The following is a 17,980-nucleotide window of genomic DNA, read 5'->3' on the forward strand; positions in this document are numbered from 1 at the left end:
CCGGAGCCCACCGAGGAGCCAGCGACTCAGCGCTGCTGCGTCCCGGCGTCCGTGTCATGCAGCTGCGGGCCACTGCCGCCGGTGCCCGGCTGCATCGTGTTGCTGTCGCGGCCGGAGCCGCCCGTGGCGCCGGTGTTGTCCCGGCTGCGCTCCCTGCAGCCCGTCACCGTCAGGGCCGCCGCCACCGCCGCCACCGTCAACCATCGCGTGAAAGTCCTCATCGCGCGTGCCTCCTTTCAGGCTGGCCCAACGCTGAGGCCGCGCCGCGTCCCAGGCACGGCTGGGCCAAGCGCTCGGTCCGCTGTCCGCTCGAGACCGCGAGGAGGGACAGCCGCGCCTCAGTCCTCGCGGCGCAGCACGAGCAGCGAGTACTCCAGGCCTCCATCCAGCAGGGCCTGCTGGAGTCGCAGGTGCTCGCGGCGCGACTCCCCTCGGGCGAGGATGCGCGCGGGGAGCTGACCGGTGGGCGCGAAGCGCTCATGCGCCAGCAGCTCCAGCGTGAGGGACCAGAAGCCCACCGCGCGTCCGGACACGTCGTCACACGCCTCCAGCTCCAGCCCCGCGGCGTGCGCGGCGGACAGGTACTCGTCCCGCGTGCCGATGCGCGTGCGCCAGTAGCGGTCGAACGGCGCCGCCAGCTCCGGCCTGCCGAGGAAGCAGTCCGCGATGGCCACCACGCCGCCGGGCCGCAGGAGGCCCCGCACGCGACGGAACCACTCCGCGCGAGGCAGGTAGCTGCACGTCTCCACCGCCACCACCGCGTCGAAGCAGGCGCGCCCCGGCACCGCGAGCGCGTCGCAGTGCAGGGACTTCACGCGCGCGCCCACGCCCTCGATTTCGGCGAACGTGCGCACCAGCTCCACGTGCAGGCCCACGTTCGTCACCGCCGTCACCCGCGCCTGGTGCTTGGAGGCCCAGTACAGCGCGCCCCCGCCCAGGCCGCAGCCCACGTCCAGCAGCTCGCACTCCTCGGGGAGCGGCCCCATGGCGCGCGCCAGCTCCGCGAGCAGGACCTCCTGCGAGGCGTTGACGCGCTCGCGCACGCGCGCCTCCGGCTCTCCGGGCGGCGGCACGTCGTCCACGAGCCCGACATGGAAGTGGATGCGAGGGCCCGGCCCGTAGCGGCGCAGGATGCGCTCCGTCTTCTCCTCGTAGTAGGCGGCCACCGTGTCATGCCGGGACTCGCTCCACTGGGATTCCGCCCTCATGACTCCACCTCCGGAATGATGGGTTCGATGCGGCGCAGGGCCGCGTCCAGGCACCGCAGGTCCTGGGCTCGAAGCGACTCGGTGGCGCGCCGTCCCCAGGCCACCACCGCGAGCCGGTCCGCCGAGGGCATGGACGTGAAGCGCGCGTCCTTGGAGCGGATGTCCTCCGCGATGTGCGCGGCCACGCCCAGCGCCAGGCCCACCTGCGCGGCGCGCTCCTCCAGCCACGTCCCCGTCCACAGGATGCGCAGGTAGCCCGCCCACTGCTTGCCGGCGATGCCCTCCGCCACGCGGCGGAACACCGGCTCGGTCCACTCGCGCGTGCGCACCTCCAGCGCCTGGGGCCCGGCGGCCCGCGCGAGCAGCCGCGCGCCTTCCTCCAGCGCGAGCGGCGGCAGCTTCGCGCGGGGCTCCACGAGCGTGGCGAAGGCGAGGTTCTGCAAGAGGAACTGCACGCACGGGCCCACGCGGTGGGGCTCCTGGAAGTAGACGCAGTCGCCGTCGATGAGGTCGTCGGCGAGGTTGCCCGCGCTGAAGCTGAAGAAGAGGCCCACGCCGCGCGCCGTCAGCACGTCGCGCTCCAGCCCCGCCTCCGCTCCGGCCTCGTAGAAGAGGGGCAGGGGCCCGGGCTGCGCGGCCTCCAGCGCGGCGAGCACGTCGCGCTCCGACTCCTCGGGCAGCTCCAGTCCTCTCAGCACCCGCAGGGACTCTTGAAACAGCGCTCCACCACTCATGAGTATTCCCTCGGCAGGTACAGGCGGAGCAGGGCGCCGCCGTCCGGGGCATTGCGCCGGTGCAGGATTCCGCCGCTGGCGCGAAGCAGGCATTCGCTGGTGTAGAGGCCCAGGCCGGTGCCCTCCGGCTTGGAGGTGTAGAGCTCCTCGGCGGGGACGTTGAGGAACGCGGTGGGGAAGCCCGGCCCGTTGTCGGAGATGATGACCTCCAGTCGGCCGCTGAGCGGCTCCACCCGCGCCTCGATGGACACGCGTGTCGCGCCCCGCTCGCCGTCTCCCTCGCAGGCGTTGAGCACCAGGTTCTCCACCACGCGGCGCAGCGTGGTGGCCCCACCGCGCATCAGCGCTCGAGGCGGCGTGTCCGACTCCACCGCCACCTGGATGTCCACGTCCGGAAAGCGCACCGCCATGCTGGCGCGCACGTTCTCCAGGAGCGGCGGCAGCTCCACCGGCTCCGGCTCCGAGCCCATGGAGCGCCGCCCCTTGGCGCGAATCTCCTCCACCATGCCGCGCACCTGGCGGAGGCTCTGGGTGAGCGTGCGCACCCGCTCGTCGAACTCCGCGCGGCCCGGGCCGAAGCGCTGGTTGCCCAGCAGCGACAGCAGGTCCGCCGCGCTGTCCGCGGTCATCAGCGCGGTGTCCAGCTCCTGGTGGTGGCCGATGATTTCTCCCAGCGCGCGCGACAGCCGGTCCACGTCCTTCTCCTGCCGCTCCAGGAGCTGCGCCTGCATCGCGGCGCGCAGCCGCTCCGCCTGCGCGCGGGCGCGGTCGTGTGTCACCGCGAAGGTGCCCAGGTACAGCTCCGCGGTGAGGCTGGCGGGGCCGATGACGGCGAAGAGCAGCAGGTGCTCGGGGCTCTCGCGCCAGGGCAGCGCCGCGAGCAGGGCCACCCCCGTGCCCACCGCGACGAAGGGCTGCCGCGGCGTCACCCGGTGCAGCCGCCCATGGAACGCGGTGGTGAAGAGGAACAGCGAGGCGAGGACACTGGCACCTTGGAGATGGGACATGGCCATCATCGCGGCGAGGAAGAAGTGCAGCGTGGACACACCCAGCAGCAGCCACAGCCAGCCCCACGTCTCGATGTGACGCCGTCTCCGGTGGGCCGCGGAGAACAGCAGTCCGTTGATGAGCATGGGACTGGCGCACAGCAAGCCCTGGGCGGGCGAGATGCCGAACAAGTCGCCGGCGCCCGGGGCCCAGGCGACGACGCCCAGCAGCACCAGGACCACGGAGGTGAGCACCCACCAGGGCCCCACGCCCGCGGCGGCCAGGACCTCGGTGGCGTCCTGGGCGCGCGTCCAGCGCCGGAAGGACGCCGTGATGGCGGCGCCGGCGATGCGCGTGCTCATGCCGTGCTCACACGGTGGTGAACAGGGAACAGCCAGCCTGTTGCTGGATTTGGTTGACCTGGCGCGTGGCATCGTCGACGCGCTGGCGTAACTCCTGGACCAGCGACGTGTGGCCGCGTCGGGTGATGCGCACCTCCACTTCGCCGCCCGCGAGCAGGTGGTGGAGCGCTTCCAGCACGGGCTCGAGCGCGGGCGTGAGGCCCACCTGTCCATGGGGCCCCTCCACCGCGCCCAGCTCCTGGATGCGCTGGAGGTAGTCGCTCACCGCGCTGGCCAGGGGCAGTGTCACGAGACGTGGCCCCCAGGTGTTGCTGTTCTCCTGCATGTCGGTCCCCCCCGAGCGCGGATTGGTGGTGCGTGAGGCAGCGCGCCCATGGCTCGCGGACATGCGCGGCGGGCCGCCGTGAAAGCGGGGTGGCCGCACCTGCCGCACACGAGGAACGGCGCCGCGAAGTGGCCTTCGCGCGGCACGCAGCCGGAGGTCGAATCGTAAACGGTGCGACAGGTGTCGAGGCCCCATGCTGGTTGCCCCCCGCGAACCAGTCAGGCGCGACGGCTGCTTCATCGCGCGGAGGGCAGCAAAGCGAGCCGCCGAGGAGTGCGTCAAACGCCGACCCGCCGCGACTGTTCTTTAGTGTTTGACGACACCAGACCCAAGGTCAGCGAGGTGACGAGAGGTCGACAGGGCGTGTGATTCAGGACGTATCCCCGTCTCGCGGCCATGCGGGCGAGCGGCGGCGGTGTCCTTGGCCGTGTCGACACGGCGGCCCCACTGTTGCCGGGGGTGCCGGCATGGCCAGGGTGAAACAGGTCAGCGAACACCGCGCCGAAGGCGACGTCGAGCGCGTCTACCATGAGCTGCGACAGTCGCTGCGTGTGTCGGGGGTGGATGTCTCACTGCGCACGTGGGCCGCGCATCCGCGCTTCTTCGTGGCGATGTGGGAGGCCCTGGGGCCCAACGTGGAGACACGCGCCTTCGAGGAGCTGGCGGCGGGGCTGTGGCAGGAGGTGCTGGACACGACGGTGCGCTGGGAGGTGCTGGGCGCCTGGTCCTCGGTGAAGCTGGGGCCCAGCCAGCGCTTCCACGCGCGCGGCGCCCTGGAGCTGTACGAGGCGATGCAGCCGCGCGTGATGCTGATGGTGTCGGCGGTGCGGCTGGCGCTGGAGGGGCACGTCGTCGGACGGCGGGGTGTGCCCGGGGAGCTGGAGCGGCTGGAGCGGGGCATCCCCTCGCGCATGGCGGCGATGGAGTGGGTCGCGGAGAAGCCGCGCGACGCGGCGACGCGGTCGCTGTTCGCGGATATCGAAAAGACGGTGGGACCGCCGGGCGTGCCCGGGGAGTACCGCGCGCTCGCGTGCTGGCCGGAGTACCTGGAGGCGGCGTGGCGCCGGCTGAAGCCGCGCATGAAGGACGACGACTTCCAGGCCGCGGCCGAGTCCTTGCGCGAGTCCGCGCGCAGGCGCGCCCTGGCGCTGCCGTTCGAGGTGTCGCTGAGCCGCGAGCGCGTGGCGGCGCTGGGGGAGAACGTGGAGGCGATTTCGCGGGTGACGCAGGCGCTGGAGACGCGCCTGCCCTCGCTGCTGTTGAACCTGTCCCGGCTGGTGCAGGACGTGCCGGACATCCTTCGTCAGCCGATGCCGGGCGCGTCCCGGCTGGTGCCGGACTGGGTCGCCGCGGAGGAGCTGCGATGAACTGGCGCGAGTGGCAGAGGCAGCAGGAGGTGCTGGAGCTGGGGCAGCGCTTCGTGAGCTACGTGGACTGGGGGCGGGGCTCGCCGGTGGTGCTGCTGCACGGCATGCCGACGTGGAGCTACCTGTGGAGTGGCCTGGCGCGAGGGCTGGCCACGTCGCACCGGGTGCTGGTGCCGGACCTGCTGGGGCATGGCTTCTCCGACCGGCGCGACAGGTTCGACCGCTCGCTGTCGCGACAGGCCGAGGCGCTGGAGGCGTGGCTGGACCGGCTGGGCGTGGTGGACGCGGCGGTGGTGGGGCACGACGTGGGCGGCGGCGTGGCGCAGCAGCTCGCGGTGCGGTTTCCGCGCCGGGTGGGGCGGCTGTGCTTGATGGACAGCGTCAGCTACGACGCGTGGCCGCTGCCGCTGATGGCGCAGTTCGGCACGCCGTGGATGGCGCGGCGGCTGTCGCCGGAGCGGATGGTGGGCCTGCTGTCGTGGGCGCTCAAGTCCCGCGGCTTCGCGAAGAAGCCCTCGGCGCAGGTGGTGGAGGGGCTGCTCGCGCCCTACGCGACGGAGGTGGGCATGGTGTCGCTGTCGCGCGACGCGGTGGCGCTCAACACCAACCAGACACAGGTGGTGTCGCCGAAGCTGGGGCAGCTGGCCGTGCCGGTGCTGGTGATGTGGGGGGCGAAGGACCAGGTGCTGCCGACGAAGTATGGCGAGCGCCTGGTCTGGGACATCCCCGGGGCGCGGTGGGTGTCGGTGCCGGAGGCGGGACACTTCCTCATGTGGGACGCACCCCATGCGGTGGCCATGGAGTTGTTCCGCTTCCTGGAGGGAGAAGCGCCGGTGACACATGCGCCGGAGCGCCCGGTGGCGGAGGTGCTGTGGAGCGAGGGAGCGCCCGGGTGAATCTTGGGGCTCGCGCCCGGGCCGCCGTCGCGCTAGACGGCGCGGCATGCGTGACCGAATCCAGGCGGTGCTCCGCCGGTTGGCCCAGGCCCCCGAGCTCGAGGCTCGCTGGCTGCACACCCTGTCCCTCATGGAGTTCATCGGGGCGCGGAAGATTTCGCGCACGGTGGCGGACCGACACCCCTCGCTGGCGGTGCTGGAGCACCTGACGGACGAGACGCGTCACGCCTTCGCCTTCAAGCGGCTGTCGGCCGAGGTGGCGGGCGGCGAAATCACCACGTTCCTCTGCCCGGAGGCGGCGGGCCGCTACTTCCAGGCGCTGGACCACGAGCTGGCCGCGTGGGCCACCTCGTACACGGGCACCGCCGATGTGTACCTGCACTACCTGCTGACGACGACGGCCATCGAGCGCCGCGCGATGGTGCTCTATCCGCTCTACAAGGCGGCCTCGCGCAACCCGAGCGTCCGCGAGGAGCTGGGGCGCGTGGTGACCGAGGAGCAGAACCACCGCCGCTCCATCGAGGACGCGTGTGTGGCGAAGCTGAGCGCGGTGGGCGCCTCGCTCGACGACGCGCTGGCGCTCGAGGAGCGGCTGTTCGGCGCGTTCATCTCGGAGCTGGAGCCGGTGGTGGAGCGGGAGCTGGCGGCGCTGCCCGTGCTGCTCGCGTCCTCCGAGTCCGCGGCTCACGCGGCGACGACCTCCGCCTCCGCGAAGTGAAGTCAAGTCACGGAGCTGGGCGTGCCCTCACCTCACGCGAGAGGGCGCCCGGGGTCACTCCGGCGACGCGGGGGGCCCGGAGGGCTCGTTCACGAGGACGAGCTTTCCGTCGCGCCACTGGGCGAAGAGGTTGCGGGCCTTGCGCGCGCGCTTGCGGCTCAGCTCCACGCCCACGGCCTGGAGCCCCATCGCGTTGGCGACGGCGAGCGCGGTGCCATGGCCGCAGAACGGGTCCACGACGGTGCGCGTGGACGTCTGCTCCAGGATGAAGCGGCAGGCGAGCTGACACGCCTCCACGCCCATGCCGCGTGTCCAGGTGACTTCGCCGGCCTCCGGCAGCACGTCCGCGGTGGACTTCGCGAGGTCCGGCCGCACGCCTTTCGAGAAGCAGAGCATGTGTGAGTACGCGGGCCGGCCGAACGTCACCGTGCCCGGCGCGCGGCGGCAGACGACCTTGTGCCAGAGCATCCCGAGCCCCGCCTCCTCCGCCGCGCGGGACACGAGGTAGCCCTTGTCGACCCAGAGCCCTTCGTCCTTCACGTCCGTCTGGTAGAAGATGGCCACGCCGTCGTCGGGCACGCGCGACATGACGAGCGCCGCCGCGCGGGTGAACCACGCCTTCCACTCGGCGAGGGACAGCGTGGGGAACTCGGACGCGTCCGGCAGCGACGCCACCGCCGAGCACCCCGTCAGCACCGGCTGCGCCGCGAGCCACGTCAGCGCGTCCTCGCAGTGCACCGTGCGCCGCGCGTCCAGGGCCCTGCCGTCCGTCCCGTCCCGTTCATCCGCCATGAGGCGGCGCACTCTGCCAGAGCCCCGTGCCCGCGTGTGTGAGGACCACGCAAGGGGCCCCACGTCTCGGGCATGGATGGCGGGGACTCCGGGGGTAGCCGAGGCCCCGTGGCAATCCCAGGTGGAGCGCCCCGTAGGTCTCTCGGGCCTGCGTGAGAAGTCGCGCCTTCCCTCGACAGGCCGCAAGCTGCCCCGCGCGAGGAGGCCTTCTGTCATGAACATGGAGCAGTTCAAGCAGGTGAAGGAGTTGGCGCAGACGGGGCTGGAGGAGCGGCGCAAGCACCTGGCGCAGCCGTCGGCGGGGCACGTGTCGCTGGGCAGGCCGCTGCGCACGGTCATCTTCACCGTGACGTGGGCGGTGTTCCTGGGGCTGGGCCTCCTGGTGGGCGGCCTGGTCGCGGGCCCCCTGGGCGCGAGCCTGGTGTTCCCGGTGTCGCTGTTCCTCTCCCTCTTCCCCGCGTGGTGGGCCAGCCGCATCTGCCGCGTGGCCGCGCAGTGGGAGCGCGCCGTCATCCTGCGGCTGGGGCGCTTCCACAGCATCAAGGGCCCCGGCGTGCTCTTCGTCTTCCCGGTGATGGACACGGCGCTGTTCGTGGACACGCGGCTGCTCACGCTCGACATCCCCCACCAGCAGGTCATCACCCGCGACAACGTCCCCGTCGCGGTGGATGGCGTCATCTTCTTCATGGTGAAGGACACCGAGCGCGCCGTCGTCACCGTGCAGGACTACCGCTACGCCATCAGCCAGTACGCGCAGGCCGCGCTCCGGGACGTCATCGGCAGCATGACGCTGGATGAGCTGCTCAGCGAGCGGGACCAGATTCAGTCGCGCATCGCCCAGGCGGTGGAGGAGCGCAGCATGGCGTGGGGCATCCACGTGGACTCCATCCGGCTGCTCGACATCGACATGCCGGAGGACCTCAAGCGGATGATGAGCCGCCAGGCCTCCGCCGAGCGCGAGAAGCGCGCCACCATCACCAAGGCGGAGGGCGACAAGGAGGCCGCCGTCAACCTGGCCGCCGCGGCCACCACCATGGCGCTCAGCCCAGGTGCCATGCAGTTGCGCACCCTCCAGTCGCTGGATGGCCTGGGCTCCTCGCCCTCGAACACCGTGGTCTTCGCCGTGCCCACCGACGTGCTGGAGCTGGTGCGCGGGCTTGCCCAGAAGACCCTGCACGGCAAACCAGACGTCCCCAACCCGTCTTGAGTGCCTCTCGCTCGCCGCCAACCCAGCTCATACTCGCGGCGAATGCCTACATGTGGACCGGGCTTCTCTGGATGTCGCGGCTTGCTTTCGCTCCCGTAGAACTCTTCAATGCTGCTTTATCCATTTCATCTGAGGAGACGACATGCCCACGCTTTCCGTAGCTGACGGGACTTCGATCCACTATCGCGTCGTGGGCGAAGGCCCTCGCACGGTGGTGCTGGTGCACGGGTGGATGATGTCCGGCGCGGTGTGGGACGCGACGGTGGAGCGGCTGGACCTGACGGGGCTGCGGCTGGTGATTCCGGACGCGCGCGGCACGGGGCAGTCGGCGAAGGCGGCGAGCGGCTTCACGCTGGAGCAGCTGGCGCAGGACGTGCTGGCGGTGGTGGACGCGGTGGGCGCCAAGCGCTTCACGGTGGTGGGCCACAGCATGGGTGGGCAGATCGCGCAGTGGCTGGGCGCGCAGGTGCCGGAGCGGGTGGAGGGCCTGGTGCTGCTCAACACGGTGCCCGCGGCGGGGCTGCCGCTGCCTCCGGACGCGGCGGGGCTGTTCCGCACGTCGGCGGGGGACCGCGACAAGCAGAAGACCATCCTGGGCCTGGCGTGCAAGACGCTGTCGCCGGAGGCGCTGGAGGCGCTGCTGAAGGACGCCGCGGGCGTGAGCGCGGCGGCGATCGAAGGCATGTTCGACGCGTGGACGAAGGGGGGCTTCGCGGACCGGCTGTCGAGAATCACGGCGCCGACGCTGGTGGTGTCCACGGATGACCCGTTCCTGCCGCCGGCCTTCCTTCGCGAGGCGGTGGTGAAGCCCATCCGCCGGGCGCAGATGGCTCACATTCCGGGTCCGGGCCACTACCCGAACGCGGAGCACCCCCAGTCGACCGCGGCGGTGCTGTCCGCCTTCCTGGCCGGCTCCGCTCCTGCCTGACCTCGGCATCGAAGGAGGTAGTGCGATGGCCTGGAGCATGTCCTTCGAGTACGACGCGCCCAACGACGTGGTGACGGCGCACTTCATCGACTGTGTGTTGTCGACGGAGGAAGACGTCCTGCGGTGGCGGCGGGAAGTGGAAGGGCACCTGGCGCGCTATGCGGGCTCGGGGAAGGTGGACCTGCTCATCAACCTGGAAGGGTTGGTGGTGCGGTTCACCGCCGGGCGCGTCTTCGGCCGGGAGCGCCGCGAGGTGCTGGAGCGCTTCACCCACCGCTCGTACCGGTTCGGGGGCGATGAGATGACGCGCATGTTCGTGCTCACCAGCGGCGCCATCAACGGCGCGGCGGTGAATCACTACGCCACGCGCGATGATGCGCTCGCCGCGCTGAAGGCCGAGCGCGAGGCGCTGCGCCAGCGAGGCTCCCCGTTCGGCGGAGGCTTCGCGGGCAGCAAGGCCTGAGACGCCCGCAGTCCCGCCCCGCACGTCCAGCGCGGGGCGGGCTTGGGGGCCTTCACGTCAGAGGTAGTAGGGCGAGCTGGCCGCGTGGATGCGGGCCAGCAGGTCCTCGGCCTCCACGAGGGCTGTTCCGCTCAACGAGGGAAGCTGCGCGGTGAGCTGGGTGCGTGCCTCGCGGAGGATGAGGTACGCGGCGGCGCTCTGGTGCAACTTGAGGATCTCCACCATGGCGCGGCGGGAGGCATGGCCGCGCACGCCGTCCACGTTGAGCACGATGCCTCGGACGTCGGTGAGGATGGCCTGGTTGAGTTCTGGGAGGTTCTTGGACGGCGGGGCGGTGAAGAGGCCGCGCTGTTGGCGCGAGTCCAAGTACAGCCGCGAGAGGACGCGCCGAGCCATCGTGTCGGCCCGCTCGCCGTAGAGGACCGGGTCCAAGTCGGGGGGCACCTGGAGCGGAGGCCTCACTCGGTCCATGACGAGCGCATACGTCGAGGCTTGCCGGCTTCCCGTGGTGTCGCGGACGAACTGGAGCGACCCGTTGAGGGAATAGTCGAGTGATGAGGCATTGACGCCGCTGATGAGGAACCCATCGCGCAGGGATTGGTAGGTGGGCAGGAAGTAGCCCGTCAGCGGGTCGGAGGTCTGGTCGAAGGTGTTGCAGGAGGGGTCCGTCCCCAGGTCTTCGTGCGTGCAGAATGGCTGGACGGGCAGGAAGGGGGCCAGGCCATAGAGATATCGCACGGCGTGGACGTCATAAGTGCCAGGCGAGGTCATCTGGCTGGCCTCCCGAGCCCTCAAGTAATCCATGACGGAGGACGATGGCGGCGTACCGGGGCTGCCGTCGGACGCGAGTGAGCCCGCGAAGTTGTGCTGGAGGCTCAGGGTGTGGCCAATCTCGTGCATCACCACGAAGGTGACGTAGTGCTCGATGCTCTCCTTGGGAGAGACCGTGGCGCTCCTCGCGGTGGGCATGAACTCGGAGAAGCGTTCGAGCAGCTCGGGCGGACGCAGGACGCAAAGGGGATGGTGGGCCATGCCGGCCCAGGACACGCTCGTCACCGAGGGGGTGGACGGCGCGCTGGGGGGCGCGGCCACGGCCCCGGTGCCGAACACCGCTTCCCCGGAGTCAATCCAGCCCGCGTTCATGTAGATGCTGGCGCCCCGAATCTCGCCGGTGTTGGGATTGGTGCGCCAGTTGGCGAAGGCCGCGGAGAAGGTGGGGTTCGTGTCGAAGATGACGACGTTCTTGTCGTCGTCGGCGAAGCCCAGGCTGCTGTCTCCCACGAAGGCCTCGAACACCGTGAAGCCGAAGGCCTGGTTCCAGTTCTCGACGCCGCGCTTCACCGCGCCCACTAGGTCGTACTGCTGGTAGCGCGGGAGGGCCTGCACCGTGAGGATGGACGGGGTGATGTGCCACGCGATGGGCTTCATGCCCGGGTGGATGTTCCACTTCGCGGCCGTGGACTCCACCACGGAGGTGTCGGGGATGAGGCGAGATTCGGAGGAGAAGTAGTGGTCCCGGTCGGGCATCGGGGTGGGGGTGAAGCCCGGCCCTTCCTGATAGCGGCGCAGGGCCATGCCCAGGGTGCCGGAGAGGCGGTAGCTGTTGGTCTGGAGCGGGCCGTCGGTGGTGGACAGGAGGACCTGGTTCGCGGTGCCCGTGAAGACCTTCTCGTAGGTGACGCCATCCTCGATGCGGCGGAAGCGCTGGGCGAACGCGAGCTCCTCTTCGAAGAGGAAGGTCGACTCCCAGCCGTCCCAGCTGAGCGCGTCGGACACCGGCGTGATGCGGCTGGTGCCCGCGGTGGGGTCGATGAGGAGATACAGGTCGGCGCCGGGCAGGCGGTTGAAGCGATTGAAGTCGAAGATGATGGGATAGGCATCGACGAGGACGGTGGGGTCGAAGACGTCGCTGTTCTTCTTCCGGTCGTCCGCGTCGAGGACGAAGAGCTTCCCGTTCTGCTCCTTGAAGGTCACCACCCGCGTCCCCAGGCTCGTGGCCGCGCCCTGCTCGAGCCCGCCGGGGAAGGCCTGCTTCCAATAGGCGGAGAAGAACCAGCGCTGGCCCAGCTCGCTCTTGCGGATGGCCAGGTAGAAGGAGGTGCCGGAGGTGTCCACGACGCCGGAGAGTGCTTGTCTGAGTTTCTGGTGCTGCCCCGAGGGGGACTCCCGGGGAATGGCGACGAACGCCGCATCCAGGGCGACGGAAGGGGAGCCTTCAGGCTCGTCACGAGAGCCGGACTCGCCGCAGCCGACGACAGCCAGCAGCAGCAGGAGAGGGAGATGCGGTTTGGGCATACATACCTCCAGGAGCGTCACGAAGGGCTCGTGAGGTCCAGTCGGGTTACGGCTCGAGCGGTGAAGGCAGTTACAGGCCGCCTGTCGGGATGCGAAGTGCTGCCCGGAATGACAGGACTTTTTGGGGGGAGAAGGCCTTTGGTGCCTTCCTGGAGGGTTGGCGCTCAGACGCCCGCGTACCACTCGTAGCCGCGCTCCTCCCAATAACCACTGGTGGGCTCGGTGAGGAAGTTCACCTCGGTGAGGTACTTCACCATCTTGTAACCCAGTTTCACCGCGGAGTAGAGGCGCAGCGGCGCGCCGTGCTCGGGCGGGAGCGGCTGTCCGTTCATTCCGTAGGCCAGGAGTGTCTGGGGGTGGAAGGCGCTGGGGCGGTCCCAGGAGGACCAGTAGCCCGAGTCGAAGGAGCGCAGCTCCACGTAGGAGGCCGCCGGGTCCGCGCCCACGTGCTCAGCGAGGTCTCGCAGGCGCACGCCGTGCCAGGACGCCACGGCGCTCCAGCCTTCCACGCAGTGGTGGCGGAGGCGGTACTGCGTGCCAGGCAGCCGCTGGAGCTCCGCCAGCGTCAACGTCGCGGGCCGGGCCACCAGGCCCCCCACCCGCAGCGTCCAACCCGGGGGCGCGCGCGGCACCGTGTCGGAGATGAAGTACTGAGGGAAGGCGCCCGGTGGCGTGGTCTCCTCCGGGGGCAGCTCGGGCGCGAGCTGGTTCTCGTCGAAGAGCGCGGCCTGGAGCCGGGCGTTGACGCGCTCCATGGCGCCCAGGAAGCCGGCGCGGGGGCGGGCGCTGTCGCACGCGGAGGTGAGCAGGGTCGTCCCGGCTCCGAGCAGGGCCGTGCGCCGGGTGAGCAGCCGAGGACGCGGTGCGGGGATGAGTCGTCTAGTGGACATCGGGTCTCCTCCCGCCGGTCACCATCTCCCTCAGCGAGCGGGGATGCAGGAGCACCATGACGACGTGGCCCACCGTGAAGAGGCCCAGCAGCGCGAGCGTGAGCAGGTGGAGGGCCCGCGCGACGTCGTAGCCGCCGAGCACGGAGGTGAGCGCGCCGAGCTGCACGGGCTTGTAGAGCGCGAGGCCGGAGAGGACGGCGAGGATGCCCAGGAGCAGCGCGGTGGTGTACGCCAGCCGTTGCAGGCCGTTGTAGAGCTCCTGCGTGGGGGGCTGCTTTCGCAGGCGCAGGTAGAAGGCGAGGGTGCTCGCGGCGTTGCGCGTATCGCGGCGCGGGAAGAAGAGACGGCGGCGCCACTCACCGCTGAAGGCGAGGTAGAGCAGGTACGCGAGGCCGTTGAGCGCGAGGAAGCCGCCGAACGCGAAGTGCCATTGTCGCGCGCCCGCGAGCCAGTCCCCGAGCCGGGCCCATTCAGGGGGTATCCCTCCTTGAAAGGGATACGCGCCATAGGGACGGCCTTGCGGGCCGAGCATGGGATAGGCGGCGAGGATTTGCAGGCCGCTGCCCGCCATGATGACGAGCAGCGGCACGTTGACCCAGTGAGCCAAACGAATGGGCCAGGGCTGTGGGCGACGTGTTGGAGGGGCTCGCACGGCGCGGCAGGAGAGCATCGCGGGGGCTCCCGAGGGGGACTCACTCGCGGGCCTGCACGATAGGTAACCGGTTCGCGAGGGGGTGTCGCCCGTTCGACGGGGAAGTGGCGTTCCGGACGTACGAGGTTGCGTCCCCTGGGAACGCATCCGTTTCCGCTCCCACGACACGCCTCGGGAGGACACGGTCCGCGTCTGTCTTGGACCTCGCATTGCATTGCCCTCCTGCCCAGTCGGAGGGATGGCCCCATGCACGGACTCAACAAGAGGTTCAAGGCAGACCCGCTCGCCTTCTTGAATCGGCTCATCATGGTCACGCTGCCGGCCCAGCCCTGTCCGACGTGTCACTGCGTGATGGACCTGGGACAAGGGCGCTGGGCGGCCAGCAACCCCTATGCGCGCCCCGAGCCGATGGTGCTCAAGTTCGACCTCATCGCGGGCGCGTACGGCGGCAACATCCTGGCGGGACAGTCCTTCGACCAGGCCTTGGGCGCGGCGGCCCCCGCGGGGCTGGCCTTCGACAACCCCGCGGCGAACTACGCGGCGCTGCAGGTGCTGAAGGTCGGGCTCGCGCGCGTCGCGAATCCCGTGGGTCGGCTGACGAACGAGTACAGCGCGTACTGGCTTCCGTGGGCGACCGCTGGAGCGAACGAGCTCCACCTGAACGATGTGAACGTCCGCTTCTTCTTCACGGCGATGTTCAGCGGCTGCACGTTCAGCGTCGCCACGCCCGCGGGCGCCGCGGGGGCGGCCAACGTCTGGGTGACGCACATCGCCTGGGACCCTGGGCTCAACGCCCATGCGAACTGGGGCGGGGCTCCCCTCGCGGGCGCCTCCATCGACGCCCGGAGGCTCAGCGCGGAGCGCGCCTTCTATACGACGCGCATGGGGGCGGGCACGTTCGTGCGCTCGGTGGCGCTGCGGCCTGATCCACTGCCGGCCTTCGGTGGTGTGGTGGCCCCGGTCCCAGCGCCTCCCCTCACGGCGCTCGGCGGCCCGCTCCCCGTGGGGCACAGCCGGCTGAGCTACGGCGACAACCCGCTGCTCGCACCGAACCCAGGCATCGCCTTCATCGCGGGGTGGCGAGACAACCATCACAACTGGCACTTCGCGGTGCAGAAGCACCCCGGGGGATTCAACGCGCTGGGCGCGCCGCTCCAGCGCGGCCCGAACACCATCATGCCGCAGGGTGTGCAGCAGTTCGTTTGAGAGGGACGGTGCGGGAGCCCGAGCGCCGTGTGCCGACGCGCACCCTGGCGCCCAGGGGGCGACAGGCGGCGAGGATGTGCGGGAGCCTCGCGCGCGGCGGACACTCGATGGGACCTGGGTTGTGTGAGACGTGTCCCCGAGGCGCTCCTGGTGCGAGGCCCTGCTCGATAGGCAACCCCTTTGGAGGAGGGTGTCGTCCGCTCGACGCGAAGAGTGTCGTCTGGGGAGAGCTGCCTCGTGGGGGGCCTGCCCCGTTGTTTGGGTGACGAGCCGGTTACCGCTATCGTTCAGGTTCTCCCCAGGGATATCGCCGAGAGGACGTCATCATGAATCGAGCGAACGCGAGGTGTCTGGCCCTGTTCGCCAGCGCGCTCCTGCTGACCGCGGGGTGTGGGCTGCCAGACTCGCCGGATGTTCGCGCGGAGCCTGTCGGCTCGGCGCTCGTGGTGGCGGTGCTTCCGCGCTCGTTGCCTCCGGGCGAGGTGAAACGTGTGGAGGTCTCCGTCACGCCCGCACAGGGCGGGGCTGTCTCCGCGGATTTGTCGGCGGTGCCAGACCGAGACGCCTTGTGGCGCGGGCTGGTGGGTGGCGTCCACTCGGGGGCGTCGGCCCAGGTGGACTTGCGCATGCTGGGGGCGTCGGATGCGGTGCTGGGGCAGGTGAGCGTCAAGGAGGTGGAACTGCTGAGGCACCAGCCCGCGTTCCTCGTGCTCGCGCCGCAGCTCTCCGGCACCTCGAGGGCCAACACCGCGCCCATGATTGATGCCGTGGTGGGCGCTCAAGCGACGGTGGCGCCGCAGCGCAGGATGACGCTGCGCGCGCTGGCCCGCCCCTCCGAGCAGTCGGAGACGCTCACGTACGCGTGGCACGCGACGGGGGGCTTCTTTGAAAGGGAGACGTCGGCGGAAGCGGTGTGGACGTCCCCGGTCTCTCGGGGCTCGGTGCGGATGCGGGTGGATGTGACGGGGAGCCGTGGCGCGGTGGCCTCGCTCGAGTTCTTCGTGGAGGTGGGGCAGGGTGGGGAGCTGGGCCTGGAGCGGGAGGCCTCGCTCAACCGCACGCCCGTGTTGATGGAGCTGGCCGTCAACCCTGTCGCGGATGCCCGCGTCGGTGCTCCCGTTCAGCTCCAGGCCGCCGGGGTGGATGACGACGGTGACGTGCTCACCTACGCGTGGTCTTCGACCTGCCAGGGGACGTTCCGGGATGCGAGCGCGGCGGTCACCCAGTTCACTCCGAGCGCCCTGCCCACGGGTGCCTGCAACAACTGCGAGCTCACCGTGAAGGTGAGTGATGGAAAGGGGCTGCCACGTGAGCGCAAGACGGGCTTGTGCGTGCGGAGTCCCTTGGCTCCCATCATCAGCTCCCTGACGCCGTCGGCGACGGATACGACGGCGGGCGTGCCGGTGTGGTTGGCGGCCACGGCGAGGGACCCGCAGGGCGAGCCACTCACGTTCACCTGGTCCGCGAACACGGGCCTGTTGGGCCACGCGACGCGCGCGGGGGGCTCGGGTGAGGCGGACTGGGTGGCGCTGTCATGCCTCCCGGTGGATGCGGTGCCGACCATCTCGCTGACGGTGACGAACACCTCGGGGCTGTCCGCGTCGCGGACGGTCTCGGTGGATTGGACGGGGCCTCGGTGTGGCGAGTTCGCGCCGTGCGAAGCGACGCTGGGGGCGTCGGCGGTGTCGCTGACGAACGACTGCACCACGGAGCAGTCACTGTGGATTCCGGATGGGTACACGCTGGATGGCGCGAGGCATGTGCTCACGGCGGTGGACCCGCGCGGCGGCCGCTTCCTGGGGGCGGTGCTGCGCAATCGGGGCGCCACGGCGCACGTGCGCGATGTGACGGTGACGGCGCGAGGGCTCTCGGAGCAGGTCTGTGACGACGTCACGACGCGGCTGCGTGGGGTCCTGTTCGACGGCGCGAGCGGCTCCATCGTCGACAGCCGGGTGCTGGACCTGAGCCAGTTGGACGGTGAGGGCGCCTGTCAGGAGGGCGTGGGCATCGAGGTGCGCAACGCGCTGACCGCGACGTCGGAGACGCACGTGGAGGTGCGTGGCAATCTCGTGGCGCGCTACCAGAAGGCGGGCATCGTCGGCTCGGGCCGGGTGAAGCTGAGCGTGGAGGACAACCGCGTGGAGGGAGGGGGGCCGGTGCCCTTCATCGCGCGCAATGGCATCCAGTTCAGCAATGGCGCCACGGGGCAGGCCACGAAGAACCGGGTGGAGGGCAATGCCTACTCGGGTGGGGGCACCACGGCCGCGGGCATCCTGGTGGCGGGCGGGGACTACTACCGGATGGCGCTGTGCGAGGACATCGACCTCTTCGAGAACACTCTGGTGAAGAACGACATCGGCATCAACGTGTCGCAGGCGGATGGAGATGGGAATGGCCCGCCCGTGCCGACGGGGCTGCGCATCCAGCGGAACATGGTGGAGCACGCGGGGTGGCCGGAGCCGTACGCCGGCAAGCTCTTCGTGGGCATCTGGGACTTGGGCGGCGCGAACGTCATCAGCCAGAACCGCGTGAGTGGCGCCTGGTATGAGCGCGCGACCAAGCCCGACGAAACGTTCGACATCATCGTGGAGGCGGGAGCGGCGTCCCAGATTGCGTTCCTCACGCCGGCGCGGACGGTGGGCGTGGGGCAGTGCTCGGAGTCGCTGGTGGTGCAGAGCCAGGACGCGAGGGGGAACCTGACCGCGCTGGGCGCGCCGTCGCTGGTGCTGGAGGTGGTCGGGAGCGCGGCGCCGGGCTCGGTGCTCTACGCGGATGCGGCCTGCACGCAGGAGCTGCCCCGGGCGGCGACCGGGTGGGAGCTGGTGCTGGAGAAGCCGCAGCAGGAGGCCGCGTACTACTTCAAGGCCCCGAGGACCGGAGAGCTGACCTTCAAGGCGAAGGGGGACGGACTCGAGGGGACGCAGGTCCACGTCGTGCGGTGACGCGCGGG

At 70.5% G+C, this 17,980-nt stretch carries 17 protein-coding genes; 8 read left to right on the top strand and 9 right to left on the bottom strand.

Features of this window, described 5'->3' with window-relative positions; translation table 11 throughout:
• Positions 1-26: 26 nt before the first annotated feature.
• From MYSTI_RS42790 to MYSTI_RS00660, 5 genes are all read right to left on the bottom strand, one after another.
• On the bottom strand, positions 27-221 hold the full coding sequence (locus MYSTI_RS42790) for a hypothetical protein (RefSeq protein WP_015345751.1): 195 nt from the start codon (positions 219-221) through the stop codon (positions 27-29).
• A gap of 117 nt (positions 222-338) precedes the next feature.
• The gene (locus tag MYSTI_RS00645) at positions 339-1,208 is read right to left on the bottom strand and encodes an SAM-dependent methyltransferase (protein WP_015345752.1); all 870 of its coding nucleotides are present in this window, start codon (positions 1,206-1,208) and stop codon (positions 339-341) included.
• On the bottom strand, positions 1,205-1,942 hold the full coding sequence (locus MYSTI_RS00650; protein ID WP_015345753.1) for a hypothetical protein: 738 nt from the start codon (positions 1,940-1,942) through the stop codon (positions 1,205-1,207). Before MYSTI_RS00650 ends, MYSTI_RS00645 begins: the two co-directional genes overlap by 4 nt.
• Positions 1,939-3,291, bottom strand: coding sequence for a sensor histidine kinase (locus MYSTI_RS00655; protein ID WP_015345754.1), 1,353 nt, complete (start codon positions 3,289-3,291; stop codon positions 1,939-1,941). Before MYSTI_RS00655 ends, MYSTI_RS00650 begins: the two co-directional genes overlap by 4 nt.
• A 7-nt stretch (positions 3,292-3,298) precedes the next feature.
• Positions 3,299-3,580, bottom strand: a complete 282-nt coding sequence (locus MYSTI_RS00660) for a hypothetical protein (RefSeq protein ID WP_233278123.1) — start codon at positions 3,578-3,580, stop codon at positions 3,299-3,301.
• Between the two features lie 503 nt (positions 3,581-4,083).
• Here MYSTI_RS00660 and MYSTI_RS00665 point away from each other — a divergent pair.
• The 3 genes from MYSTI_RS00665 to MYSTI_RS00675 are packed head-to-tail and all read left to right on the top strand — an operon-like array spanning position 4,084 to position 6,597.
• Positions 4,084-4,983 carry a halocarboxylic acid dehydrogenase DehI family protein gene (locus MYSTI_RS00665; RefSeq protein ID WP_015345756.1) on the top strand — a complete coding sequence of 300 codons (900 nt, stop codon included), beginning with the start codon at positions 4,084-4,086 and terminating at the stop codon, positions 4,981-4,983.
• Complete coding sequence (locus MYSTI_RS00670; RefSeq protein WP_015345757.1) at positions 4,980-5,879, top strand: alpha/beta fold hydrolase; 900 nt, start codon at positions 4,980-4,982, stop codon at positions 5,877-5,879. Before MYSTI_RS00665 ends, MYSTI_RS00670 begins: the two co-directional genes overlap by 4 nt.
• Positions 5,880-5,925: 46 nt before the next feature.
• On the top strand, positions 5,926-6,597 hold the full coding sequence (locus MYSTI_RS00675; protein WP_015345758.1) for a hypothetical protein: 672 nt from the start codon (positions 5,926-5,928) through the stop codon (positions 6,595-6,597).
• Positions 6,598-6,651: 54 nt separating this feature from the next.
• Here the strand turns inward: MYSTI_RS00675 and MYSTI_RS00680 are convergent, their stop codons facing one another.
• Complete coding sequence (locus MYSTI_RS00680) at positions 6,652-7,389, bottom strand: class I SAM-dependent methyltransferase (RefSeq protein WP_015345759.1); 738 nt, start codon at positions 7,387-7,389, stop codon at positions 6,652-6,654.
• 214 nt (positions 7,390-7,603) lie between these two features.
• Between MYSTI_RS00680 and MYSTI_RS00685 the strand changes: the two genes are divergently transcribed.
• From MYSTI_RS00685 to MYSTI_RS00695, 3 genes are all read left to right on the top strand, one after another.
• A complete protein-coding gene (locus MYSTI_RS00685; RefSeq protein ID WP_015345760.1) occupies positions 7,604-8,596 on the top strand; it encodes a slipin family protein in 993 nt (330 codons plus the stop codon).
• 142 nt (positions 8,597-8,738) lie between these two features.
• Positions 8,739-9,524, top strand: coding sequence for an alpha/beta fold hydrolase (locus MYSTI_RS00690; protein WP_015345761.1), 786 nt, complete (start codon positions 8,739-8,741; stop codon positions 9,522-9,524).
• 25 nt (positions 9,525-9,549) lie between these two features.
• Entirely contained in the window at positions 9,550-9,987 is a 438-nt protein-coding gene (locus MYSTI_RS00695) for a hypothetical protein (RefSeq protein WP_015345762.1), read from the top strand.
• Positions 9,988-10,044: 57 nt separating this feature from the next.
• On the opposite strand, the gene MYSTI_RS00700 is transcribed toward MYSTI_RS00695, so the two are convergent.
• The 3 genes from MYSTI_RS00700 to MYSTI_RS00710 form a co-directional block, all read right to left on the bottom strand.
• Positions 10,045-12,282, bottom strand: coding sequence for a zinc-dependent metalloprotease (locus MYSTI_RS00700; RefSeq protein WP_015345763.1), 2,238 nt, complete (start codon positions 12,280-12,282; stop codon positions 10,045-10,047).
• A 164-nt stretch (positions 12,283-12,446) separates the two neighbouring features.
• The gene (locus tag MYSTI_RS00705; RefSeq protein WP_015345764.1) at positions 12,447-13,172 is read right to left on the bottom strand and encodes a molybdopterin-dependent oxidoreductase; all 726 of its coding nucleotides are present in this window, start codon (positions 13,170-13,172) and stop codon (positions 12,447-12,449) included.
• Positions 13,162-13,842, bottom strand: coding sequence for a cytochrome b/b6 domain-containing protein (locus MYSTI_RS00710; RefSeq protein ID WP_015345765.1), 681 nt, complete (start codon positions 13,840-13,842; stop codon positions 13,162-13,164). Before MYSTI_RS00710 ends, MYSTI_RS00705 begins: the two co-directional genes overlap by 11 nt.
• A gap of 228 nt (positions 13,843-14,070) precedes the next feature.
• Here MYSTI_RS00710 and MYSTI_RS00715 point away from each other — a divergent pair, with 228 nt between their 5' ends.
• Both MYSTI_RS00715 and MYSTI_RS00720 read left to right on the top strand, forming a co-directional pair.
• On the top strand, positions 14,071-15,030 hold the full coding sequence (locus MYSTI_RS00715; RefSeq protein ID WP_015345766.1) for a hypothetical protein: 960 nt from the start codon (positions 14,071-14,073) through the stop codon (positions 15,028-15,030).
• Positions 15,031-15,356: 326 nt separating this feature from the next.
• A complete protein-coding gene (locus MYSTI_RS00720; RefSeq protein ID WP_015345767.1) occupies positions 15,357-17,972 on the top strand; it encodes a right-handed parallel beta-helix repeat-containing protein in 2,616 nt (871 codons plus the stop codon).
• The last annotated feature ends 8 nt before the right edge of the window (positions 17,973-17,980 follow it).

It is taken from the genome of Myxococcus stipitatus DSM 14675 (assembly GCF_000331735.1).
Classification (GTDB): domain Bacteria; phylum Myxococcota; class Myxococcia; order Myxococcales; family Myxococcaceae; genus Myxococcus; species Myxococcus stipitatus.